This window comes from Lishizhenia sp. (assembly GCF_033720595.1).
In the GTDB taxonomy this organism is placed as follows: domain Bacteria; phylum Bacteroidota; class Bacteroidia; order Flavobacteriales_D; family Crocinitomicaceae; genus Lishizhenia.
Window position 1 is genome coordinate 1 of record NZ_JAWWCF010000085.1, and the last position, 11766, is coordinate 11766.

General features: G+C 37.5%; 10 protein-coding genes. 3 read left to right on the top strand and 7 right to left on the bottom strand.

Annotated features, from left to right (window positions below):
• Nucleotides 1-13: 13 nt before the first annotated feature.
• The 6 genes from R3333_RS07645 to R3333_RS07670 are packed head-to-tail and all read right to left on the bottom strand — an operon-like array spanning nt 14 to nt 4910.
• The gene (locus tag R3333_RS07645; protein WP_318958198.1) at nt 14-244 is read right to left on the bottom strand and encodes a glycosyltransferase; all 231 of its coding nucleotides are present in this window, start codon (nt 242-244) and stop codon (nt 14-16) included.
• Complete coding sequence (locus R3333_RS07650) at nt 241-1167, bottom strand: glycosyltransferase family 2 protein (protein WP_318958199.1); 927 nt, start codon at nt 1165-1167, stop codon at nt 241-243. Before R3333_RS07650 ends, R3333_RS07645 begins: the two co-directional genes overlap by 4 nt.
• On the bottom strand, nt 1164-1772 hold the full coding sequence (locus R3333_RS07655) for an acetyltransferase (protein ID WP_318958200.1): 609 nt from the start codon (nt 1770-1772) through the stop codon (nt 1164-1166). The genes R3333_RS07650 and R3333_RS07655 overlap by 4 nt, the downstream gene beginning before the upstream one ends.
• Nucleotides 1763-2839: a DegT/DnrJ/EryC1/StrS family aminotransferase gene (locus R3333_RS07660; protein ID WP_318958201.1), complete on the bottom strand. Its 1077-nt coding sequence runs from the start codon at nt 2837-2839 to the stop codon at nt 1763-1765. Before R3333_RS07660 ends, R3333_RS07655 begins: the two co-directional genes overlap by 10 nt.
• Nucleotides 2840-4009: an ABC transporter ATP-binding protein gene (locus tag R3333_RS07665; protein WP_318958202.1), complete on the bottom strand. Its 1170-nt coding sequence runs from the start codon at nt 4007-4009 to the stop codon at nt 2840-2842.
• On the bottom strand, nt 3999-4910 hold the full coding sequence (locus R3333_RS07670) for an ABC transporter permease (RefSeq protein ID WP_318958203.1): 912 nt from the start codon (nt 4908-4910) through the stop codon (nt 3999-4001). Before R3333_RS07670 ends, R3333_RS07665 begins: the two co-directional genes overlap by 11 nt.
• 181 nt (nt 4911-5091) lie before the next feature.
• Here R3333_RS07670 and R3333_RS07675 point away from each other — a divergent pair, with 181 nt between their 5' ends.
• The 3 genes from R3333_RS07675 to R3333_RS07685 all read left to right on the top strand — a co-directional run bounded on the left by R3333_RS07675 (nt 5092) and on the right by R3333_RS07685 (nt 9433).
• On the top strand, nt 5092-6975 hold the full coding sequence (locus R3333_RS07675) for a T9SS type B sorting domain-containing protein (RefSeq protein WP_318958204.1): 1884 nt from the start codon (nt 5092-5094) through the stop codon (nt 6973-6975).
• 433 nt (nt 6976-7408) lie between these two features.
• Nucleotides 7409-8749, top strand: coding sequence for an RIP metalloprotease RseP (gene rseP / locus R3333_RS07680; protein ID WP_318958205.1), 1341 nt, complete (start codon nt 7409-7411; stop codon nt 8747-8749).
• A 123-nt stretch (nt 8750-8872) separates the two neighbouring features.
• Nucleotides 8873-9433: a hypothetical protein gene (locus R3333_RS07685; RefSeq protein WP_318958206.1), complete on the top strand. Its 561-nt coding sequence runs from the start codon at nt 8873-8875 to the stop codon at nt 9431-9433.
• Between the two features lie 242 nt (nt 9434-9675).
• On the opposite strand, the gene R3333_RS07690 is transcribed toward R3333_RS07685, so the two are convergent.
• The coding region (locus R3333_RS07690) for a M43 family zinc metalloprotease (protein ID WP_318958207.1) at nt 9676-11766 on the bottom strand (2091 nt) is incomplete at its 5' end.

The window sequence follows — 11766 nt, forward strand, 5'->3', positions numbered from 1 at the left end:
CAGAAATAGCTTTCTAAAACCCAAGATTGTTCGCGGCTCCAAACCCTAGTTTATTCTCATATTTAATAAATTCTACTGAAGTAAAATTTGACTCAATATAAGCGACAGTACCGTCACTTGAAGCATTATCCACAACTAAAATATCATTTGGGTAACTGGAATTTTCAAGACTAATCAGGCATTTCTCTATCCAATTATTACGCATACCATTATAGGTTACTATGATGCTTAATATTTTCTTCACTTTTTAAAAATTTTATCTTTTAATGTTCTTAAAAGAACCTTCAAAGAGATATTTTTAGATAAATACTCTGGATTATTTAAAAGGTAAAACTCTCGTTCATTTACTCTACTTTTTAACCCTTTAATTTTTTCATTTAATCTATTTCTTAGTAAAACTGAATTATTCTCATTTATCCAATCACAAGAAATTAACAATGAAAACATCTCTAATTGAATCAAATCTTTATTCAAATTATCCAGAGCAGAAAACACTCCTACATCCTTTCTATAAACGGACATTGATTGATTTAGTTTTACAGCGTAACCTCCATTTGACAATAAAAACAAATAAAGAGGATAATCTCCTACTAGGGATTTTGAGAATGCCAAATATGGTTTAAAATCTCTAGGCCGCCTAAACATGACCGACGGAGTATGTATACAGTTCCCATATTCTAATAAATCGCCTATAGTGATTTTATTCTTTCCTATCTTTTGATAAGTAGGCTTTGCCATATAGTCTTCAACCAACTCACCATTTTTCTCCAAAACCTTTAACTCATGGAAACAAATCACACAGTCATCATTCTCCTCCAAAAAATCAACCTGCTTTTGCAACTTTAAGGGATCCGTCCAATAATCATCCCCTTCGCACAAAGCAATATACTTGCCTTTACATTGGTTCAAAGCCCAAATGAAATTCGGCATCATTCCTTTATTTTCAGTATGTCTGGTATAACTAATGATTACCTCACCTTTATAGGTATCTAGTATTTCTTGAATAACTTTTTGACTGTTGTCTGGAGAACAGTCTTCCGCAAGAATCAACTCTACTTTAAAATTGGTTTCCTGCATTAATACACCGTGAATTGCTTCCGCTATAAAATGCTCATGATTATAAGTTATCATGCATACTGAAACTGTGATATCCGCTGAATTATTCATTTTGCAGGGTTCCCTTTTAATACTTTTTTTTCAAAAACAGATTTCGTCACAACAGAACCTGCTCCTATCACAACATCATCTGCAATCTTCAATTTTGGTAAAACAGTCGCATTTGCACCACAACTTACCTTATCACCAAACTCAACTTGCCCTAATAACACCGCCCCTGGAGAAAGTTCGCAGAAATCCCCCACTTTACAATCATGTGTTATTTGTACATTATGATAGATCAATACTCCTTTCCCTATCTCTACGCCATTGGCTAATGTTGCATGATGAAGAATTGTAGCCCCTACACCTATGGTTACAGCTTCCTTACCAATCACACATTTTTCACTAACAACACTCGTCAACGCACCACCAAAACGGGTAAACTTCAACGCCAATTTCTCTCGAAGAATTGGATTTCCTATTCCCAAACTAAATTGAGAGCCCTTTTCTTTAAACCACTTTTGGACCTCATCTTCATTCCTTAAAACTGAACATCCAAACAAACAGGTTATTGCATTAACATCATCGTAAAAAGCTATTTCGTCCTTAGAATATTTCTCTAGAACCACATCAAACAATTCTCTAGCAAATCCTCCAGCTCCAACTATAAGCATGCTTCTATGATTTTTGAAATTTGTTGTTGATCAATAGGTGAAATACTTTCCCACAAAGGCAAACACATTACCCTTTTGGAGATTTCCTGAGCAACGGAACAGTTATTTGCAACCACATAATCTAACTCCTCCAAACAAGGATAAAAATACCTTCTGGGGTAAATATTTTCTGTATTTAGCGCTTTCTGTACCTTTAGTAACTCCTCCTCACTCTTAAAAACGACAGGATAATAATGATAGTTGGGTGAAGTGCCTGCTCTTAATTTTATTTTTTGCAAATCCCTTCCTTCAAGAAGTTCGTCATAAATGGCTACTGCTTTTTTACGACCTTCAGAAATCTCAATAATATGATCAAAAACTGCCAAGCCCATCGCGGCCTGTAATTCACTCATCTTCGCATTGATTCCCAAGCCGTGGAAGGCTTCTTGACCTTTATGTCCAAAATTATGGTGATAGAAAAGTTTGTCTTGTAACTCCTGATCTTTGGTGAACCACGCTCCACCTTCTCCAGTATGAAAAATTTTAGTAGCGTGAAAACTACAGGTACTTACATCTCCATAATTGAATATACTTTGTCCCTTGTATTGCACCCCAAAACAATGGGCTCCGTCGTAAATCACTTTTAAGTTATGCTTATCTGCTATGCTTTGAATTGCTTCTACATGACATGCATTACCAAATACATGTGTCGCTAAAATTGCCGTAGTTTTTTCTGTAATAGCTTCCTCAATTTTACTTTCATCTAGGGTCCAATATTCGGGATCTATATCCACAAAAACTGGCGTACATCCCTCCCAAACAATGGATGATACCGAAGCAACATAAGAAAAAGGTGTTGTAATCACCTCTCCTTTTATCTCCAGGGTTTTCAGAGCAATTTGTAAAGGCAAGGTTCCGTTGGTTGTTAAAGTCATATGTTGTACTCCCAAATAGGCGCGTAGCTTCTCCTCCAATTCTTCAACGAGTTCACCACGATTGGTCAACCAATTATTCTCCCAAGCTTTTTTCAAATAGGCTTGATATTCCTCTTGTGGAGGTAAATATGTTTGGGTTACGTTTATCTTCATCTACAATTGCTTCATATCAATTTCATAAGGAACCCACATTTGTTCTCCATCATGTTGGGTAAACTGAACAGCATCATTGTGTCGTACCAAAGGAGTTCCTCCATCCGATAGTAATACATCTAAACTGTACTTGCCCTTTGTTAGTTTATCAAAAGAAAGTCGAACAACCATTTCCTCCACTCGTGTCATTTTTAGATCTAGCGAAAGTACTTTACCCGCTATAGGTCTTTGCTCTTTGTCTTTTAACTCAACATACAATTCCGGGTCAGTAATGACAAAATCATTCACCTCGTTTCTCAATGAAAAGGTCAATTCATGCGAAAAGGATGCATTCGAAATTTGTGCAAGAGAAAAATCTGTTAATACCAGCTTTTCATGCGCGAGCACAACGTTAGAATCATTCACCTTAAACTTATCATAATAAAGCCCAATACCCTTCGAAACATCTCTACCATTGTATTCAGCTACGCCGTGATCCATCAAGATAATGTGGTTACAAATGCGCGAGACCATGGGCATAGAATGAGATACAAAAATCACAGCTGTATGAGGCAACAATTTGTCGATTTGTTGGAAACATTTGAGTACAAAGCCCAAATCTCCTACTGCCAATACTTCATCAATGATCAATACATCAGGTTCTAAATGGGCGGCAATAGCAAAGCCCAATCGCACCCGCATTCCTGATGAATAATTCTGAACGGGAGAATCTATGAAAGCTTCGATTTCCGAAAAAGCGATAATCTCAGCTATTTTTGCATCTATCTCCGCTCTCGTAAATCCAAGGATAGCACCATTATTATAGATATTTTCTCTTCCGCTTAATATGGGGGTAAAGCCTGCGCCTAATTCTATCAACGCTCCTACTTTTCCTCTTATTGTAATCTTTCCCTCATCTGGATTAATCAATCCATTCAAGATTTTCAACATTGTACTTTTCCCCGCTCCATTGTGCCCTATCAAGCCCAAGCATTCTCCACGTCTAAGTTCAAAAGAAATGTTCTTTACCGCCCAAAACTCTTGTTTTCGAAGTGTGGAAGTGTTCTTTTTTGCCAAAGGATTGATAGCTCCAAAAGCGTCTTTTAATCCATAAACTAAACTGCGCTTTAGATTTTTACAGAATTTCTTTGAAACTCCCTCAACCCTTACCAATACATCCTTATCCTCCAATGCGTTCTGTAATTATAGGTATCGTAATTCTAAATACCACCAATGCTAAACAAAATACAATTATTGCTGCTATTCCTGTCATCAAATAGTAACTCATTTGTTCTAAAGGCAACCCCAGTAAAGCATTTCTGAAGTTCGAAATTAAAGGTGTTAAAGGGTTATAATAAACAAGCTTCCCAAAAAATCCCTCAGGTTTAGGCGTCATGAATACTACTGGACTCACATACATCAATACCTGCATCAAGGGTGTAAGAATTTTCCCAACATCGCCTATCAATAATCCAAGGGGTGTAATGAACAAGCCTATCGCTGTTCCTACCAAAAACAAGGCAAAAAGACTGACCGGAAAAAATAACATGCTCCCACCCATTTCAACGGGATAAATCAACATCAAGACAAGGAGAATAATCAACTTCACCAAAGTATTAAAACCTGTTTTGTATACACTCGAAGTAATTAAAGCTTCCTTTGGAAAATTAATTTTGGATAAAGTTGTACGCATGGATAGAACCATGTTCATAGGACCTAAAATGGACTCTGTAAGGATGGACCACGAAAGCGTACCTACAAATACAAAAAGTACATAATTCACATTCACCTCACCTAAATTAACGGTATTAGAACTTCGTAACAACACCCAAACCAAAGCTGTCGATAAGGGTAAAATCAAACTCCAAAGCAATCCTAAAAACGACTGTCTATATTGTGCTTTGATATCTCGCTTTGCCAATTGCAATGCCAAGAAATTAGATTTCCGCAAGGCACCTAAACCTTCGCGCAAAACACGCCAAAACGAAAGTTCTTTTTTACTTGAATATATTCTTGTGGGTAATGAGTCTGACATAAGCTGCAACAACTTACCCAAAGTTAAAAGAATATCCCTCCCGCCCTTCGTTTTCACCTGGTATTTTATTTAAGCGCCCAGGATTACTCGTTGAATGGAATTCATTGAACCATTTTCAACCATGCCAATAGATGCTTCAATAGGTTGTTAATTTGTTAAATACTTGATTCGTTGAAACCACTTTTCCACTTTTTTTGTACATTTATTCACTGTAAATCAATACCCTATATCACTACTCATGAAAAAATTTCTTTACATGCTACTCCTGCTGTCTGCTCTTCCGAGTTTTGGACAAAGTATTGCGGGTTATAATTTAGTAGATTGTATAGATTCTGTTATCGGACCATGTCCCTCCGTGGAATACGTAAAGGGATATCCCAACGACAGCACTTGGGTAAATTTCAACCCTAATTATTCGGTAACACTTTATTTCAACCAAGGATGGGTAGCTCACCTCGGAGATGAAATCATCTTTGAAACAAGCTTTCATCCCGACAATTGTATCATTGAACTTATTCTTGCCAACAACACCCTTTCTAACCAGCACCTTGTAGATACTACTGATTGGACCGCTCTTCCTGATGTTTATTGGAAATTTAGATATACCAACAACTGCTATTTGGGTGGGGTCACCTTGTCGGGTAGACATTATTTACCCTTGGATTTCACGACCGATTTTGGACTTTCCACTACAGATCATGTTATAGGCGCTAAAATCACCATGTTGAGCACTGTAGGCTACCCCGATGTTGCCGGTGTATATATTACAGAAAACGCGTTCCCTGCTCCCGACTGTAATCCACCTCAACTTTCAGACACAATTATCTGCTCAGGTAACACCTTAGAATTCGATGCAGGAATAGACGTTCCCAACGCAAATTTCTTGTGGAGTACCGGTGATACAGATTCAATACTTACTATTACCCAAGGTGGAACTTATACCGTCAGCATAACTTCAACCTATTGTGTTTTCAATGATACAATCATTGTAGATTCAATAGGAAATATAGCTTTTGATCTAGGAGTAGACACGCTTTTGTGTGGCGATTCTCTTTTTAATATTAGTTCAGGTTTAAACAACAACTACGATTTCCTGTGGTCTACCAACCAAATAACATCAAACATCACCGTAGATAGTACTGGACTTTATTGGCTCACGGCTGCTGATTCTTTGTGTAACAAAACCGATAGTATTCACATAACTTTCCAAGACCAACCCATGACTAACCTAGGAAACGACACTACTTTCTGTGATGAGCTCATCGGTTATTTGTACAATCAGTACGTTAACCAAGGTAGCAACACTTGGAGTGATGGCTCTAGCGCGGACACCTTAGCGGTTGAGTTACCGGGTGTCTACTGGTTAACCGTTACGAATGGAAATTGTACAGCTACCGACAGCATAGCGGTAAATTTTGCGGATTATCCAACCATAGATCTGGGCAGCGACACATCCATTTGTCCTGGCGATTTTATAAGTTATGACTTTACAAATATGGCACAAAACATTATGTGGTCAGATGGAACATCAGATTTTACAAATGCTTTTTATACAGATCAACAGATTTGGGTGTCTGCAGCCAACGAAAGCTGTGCCATACAAGACAGCATCAACCTCTGGATAACAGCGCCCATTGAATACAACCTCCCTCCCTATCAAGAAGTTTGTTTTGATGATCATTTAACACTCGAAGTTGAAGCAGAAGATGTGGATATCCAATGGCCAGACGGAAGCACAACTCCTAGCTTTGAAGTACAAACTGCGGGAACTTATACCGTAACACTTAGCAATTTGTGTGAAACCATCAATGTTTCAACAGACATCTTATTCATCGATTGTCAATGCCCCTTGTACGTTCCCAATTCCTTTACGCCAGACGACAATGATATCAACAACAGTTTTCAACCTAAAACCAACTGTAACCTCAATAATTACACCCTTACTATTTTCAACAGGTATGGAGAAATCCTCTTTCAAAGTCATGATTTCAACGCCTCTTGGGATGGAACTTACAAAGGTCAAGCCTGCAAAACAGACACCTATACCTATACACTCGAATACACCAATACGGTAACCAATAAAAAAGAATTTAAGACAGGACATGTCGTATTATTAAGGTAGGCTCCCCCCAATTAAAAATTGGGCCGGGCTATCCGCTACTACTCCACTCCCGAATGAATTCGGGATGCGGGGTAACCGCTACTATCCCTGGTAGTAAAAAATCAAAGCTCCAAACACTCCAACTAAGGTTCTCACGCAGAGCAGGGTGACAAATCCTTCCATTCGTTCAATCCTTCAAATCTTCAAATTACTTTCCCCAAACTTAGGTTCTCGAGCGGTAGCCGAGAGACAAACTATCAAACATTCAAATCTTAAACCCTAAATCTTTGAATCCTTGAATTGTTGAATCTGTAACCCCATCCATAATGTATCGTTTAAGTATGGATAAAGTAGGACCTCTACCATATTCAAGCAATACAAACTAAGCCCTTTCAAGCCTGAGCAATCTAATATAAATAGCTATATTTATCAGCTAAAATTAAAGGAGCATAACATGGACATTTTAATGAAAGCAGCGCAGTTAATTCTATCGCTTTCTATATTAATCGTTTTACACGAATTCGGTCACTTTATTCCAGCACGTTTATTTAAAATCCGTGTAGAGAAATTCTACCTTTTCTTTGATGCATGGTTCTCTTTATTCAAGAAAAAAATTGGAGATACTGAATGGGGGATAGGATGGTTACCTTTGGGTGGTTATGTAAAAATCGCCGGTATGGTAGACGAGTCTATGGACAAAGAACAATTAGCCAAACCTCCACAACCCGATGAATTCAGAGCCAAGCCAGCTTGGCAACGTTTAATCGTTATGGTAGGTGGAGTTACGGTAAACGTTATTGTCGGTTTCTTTATATACATCATGATCATCTTTGGTTATGGAGAATCAAAAATCACCAACGAAGGATTAACACACGGATTAAGCATTCACCCTGCGCTAGCAGAATTGAATTTAAATTTTAGAGATGGTGATAAAATCTTATCGGTTGAAGGCGAAGAGTTTTCTGGATTAAAAGCACTATTACCACAGATCTGGTTAAGAGGATACAGAGAATTAGAAGTTTTGCACGAAGATGGAACTACTGAAAAAATCACGCTACCGAATCAAGTAGAAGGTGAAGATTTAGACAGATGGATGTTCCAAAATGATGCCGTTCGATTGTTCACTCCTCGTGTACTAACCATTGTTGACACATTGTCTCCTGATGGAAATGCAATTAAATCTGACATTCAAAAAGGAGATCGATTGATTGCTATAAATGGAACCAATTACAATTTCTACAATGAATTCGCTCAAGAATTACGTTCTAGAAAAGATACTACAGTAGAAATCACTTTAATTCGTGAGGGTGATACATTAACAAAATCAGTAGCTACAGACACCAATGGCACGATTGGTTTTTACAATGATTTGGCTGGACAAATTAAAATTGAAACACAATCTTACAGCTTTGGAGAGTCTATCTCTAAAGGTATCGCAAAAGGTGGTTGGACCATGCACGATTACTTTGTTCAATTAAAATTCATTTTTACGAAAAAAGGTGCTTCAAGTATGGGTGGTTTCGGAACCATTGGTTCTCTTTTCCCTACCACTTGGGATTGGCAAGTATTCTGGGGAAATACAGCCTTCATTTCCTTTGTATTAGCGATAATGAACATACTACCTATTCCAGCTTTAGATGGTGGTCATGTCACCTTCCTTATTTATGAAATTATTACAGGTAGAGAGGCACCACAGAAAGTTCTAGAATATGCTCAACTTGTTGGTTTTGTTCTAATTCTGTCCTTGCTCATTTATGCAAATGGTAACGACATTTATAATTTTATTATCAAATAATTCTTTTCGAATAACAGTTAGAAAGGGGATGATCTTACGTCATCCCCTTTTATTTGCCCAATAACCTGGTGCAAAAGACAACTTTTTCCATTCTAATTCGTATTTTTCAAAAAAAATTCAATCATGAAAACTGTAAAATCACTTGTTTTAACGGCGTTAATAGGGGCCAGTGTTGTAGCGTGTAAAAAAGGAGAAGACGATCCATTTTTATCTTTAAGAGCTAGAGATTCCAGAATTTCTGGGGACTGGGTATTAGATTCTTACTCAACAAAGGATGTTTCTATCCTAACCTTTGATTTACAAGCTGACACCGTTCATTATGAAGCTTACGACTTCGATGGAGAAAATGAAATTTATTATTTCATAGATACTGCTTCTTCAGATTACCAATCAATTGAAGTAGATTACGCAATGACTATTGAAAAAGATGGTAGCTATACGACTACTACAGACTACACATACGGTCAGGAAATTAGCTCTGGTAACTGGTGGTGGACAAATGACGGGAAAAACAAAACCGGAATTACTTTCGATGACAATGAACATGCCTACGAGGTTAAAGAATTGAGAAACGATAAAATGGTGATCACACGTAATTTCTCTAGTGAAATTACAGTAGATTCATTACAATCTAATTTACTTCGTTCTTACACTGAAAAAAGAACTTACTCTAAAGTGAAATAATTCACTTTGCTTTCAATATTTGAAATGGTCAGCCTTTGGGTTGACCATTTTTTTTGCGTATAACCACAGATATACGTGAGAATTTATACACAACCACACCAACCCTCTACTCTATTTACAAACGCCGCAAACACCACCTAATTTCGCAATTCAACGTAAATACTCGTTTCTAAATTGCTCCAAAAAAGAAGGGACCTCCAAATGGAAGTCCCTCAACAATTATTTTATTCTTCTTGAATCGCTTATTTCACGATTAGCTTTTTGGTTTGCTGACTACCATCTGCTAAACTAACCCTAACCATATAAGTTCCGGCTGCTAATTTATCTGCTAATGTTATATTATTCTGACCAATCGTCGTATTAACATCTGTTTGTGTAATCACTTTACCAAGAATATCTACAACTGCAATTGACGCTTGTGTAGCTTCTGGAGTTGTAAAGTTTACATTAACCACTCCAGCACTTGGATTAGGATAAATAACGAAGTTTTCGATAATACTTTCTTCATTGATTGTCAAAATATCATTAGAAGGACTTCCGTCATACAAATTGATATCATCTATAAAGATGTTGTTTCCACCACCACTTTCGAAAGTGAATTTCACCCTAAAGTTCTCCGTCCAGAATTGACTCGTGATATTTGTTAAATGAACTGTTTCCCAATCATTTTGTCCTTGAGGAGTCCACGCTGTAGTACTAATATCTGTACCCAACTGAGACCCGAATAAAATCTTTCTTTGCGACCAGTTTTCTCCACAATCACTAGAGAAATAAACTCTTAAAACTTCATAATCTGCTGCGCTTCTTTTGCGGTATGCATATCTAAAAGTCATCGTAACACCAACATTTGGATCTACATTTGACAAATCAAAAGATTGAGAAATAAACTCATCAACAGAACCATCTGGTTGCGCGTAATTAAACAACATCGCCGAAGAATTATCTGTATAACCCGCAGAAGTTGTTCTTTGCCATTGCGCTGTACCACCGATGTTATTTCTTACCCAAAATTCAGAAGGGATTGTATTAGATACAAAAGATTCTAAGAAGGGAAGATTTGTAACTTTTGGCAATACTGTAATATAAGCTGATTTCGTTTCCGTATCTGTTACCGCTCCATCCGAAGCAGTTAAACTCACTTGATATGTACCCGGTGTATCATAAACAACTACTGGGTTTTGATCTGTAGAAGTCGCTGGTGTTGCACCAGGAAATGACCAATTCCATGATGTAGGTGCATCAAATGATAAATCTTGGAAACTTACTGCAGTCCCTGCACAAACCTCATTTGTACTCGTTTGGAAGTTCGCTTTACAGAATTGATCTGGATTATTCACTCCGGTTGCTACTAAGTTTGCAGCACTCCAAATGTTATTTCTTCCACCAACAGTTGAGTTCAAGGCAGCGTGCATTCTTGCTTTTTGTCCTACCGTAAACATTCTAGAACAGTACGAATACTCCATGTAGTTCTGAACGTTGTCTAGGTTATTATCACACGTTGTACCTTGTAAATTACAACTTGTCCAACCTAATGTAGAAGGCGTATCAGCCACTGCATCATCTATACCACAGTTACTTGCTTGACCAGGGTTATTAGAACCACCCCATAGGTGATCTAAATTTAACCAGTGTCCTACCTCATGCGTTAACGCTCTACTTAAAGAAGTAGAACCTGTACCTATAGAACCTACGTAATTAGAAAGAATGTGAATTCCATTATTCATGGTAGTTCCTGTTCCTCCCCAGTTACTTGGCTTATATGTATACCCTGCTGCTCCACCAATTTGTGCAGCTACATAAATGTTTAAGTATTCGTCTCCTGGCCAAACCCCATGTTCATTCACTACTGCCTGAATTCTATCGTAACCCGAAGCATTTGCGTCTGATGTTACTGAAGAAACCGTTCTAGTAATACCATTTGTACATTCTCCTGATGGATCAATGTTGGCCAATTTAAATTCGATTTCTATATCTGCAACTAAGTTTTTGAATGGCGTCACAACAACAGAAGTATCAGCATTCAACATTTGATAATCTCTATTCAAGATATCCAAAGCATCTAAAACTTGAGCATCAGATATATTTTCAGGACCACCGTTGTGTATCACGTGGAATACAACTGGAATGGTATAAGAAATTGTACGACTTTGATTAGTAGCAGAAATTTGGTTGTTCTGAATATACTGTTGAGTAAAATTCTCTAACTCCTGTCTAGACTCATTGTAACGCATTAATTCAGAGGGAGAGGCATTTTCTAGCATCACATCTGTTTCATGTACATGACCACACGGAACATTTCCTAACGGGTCTAACACTTCTTGAGATTGCCCCAA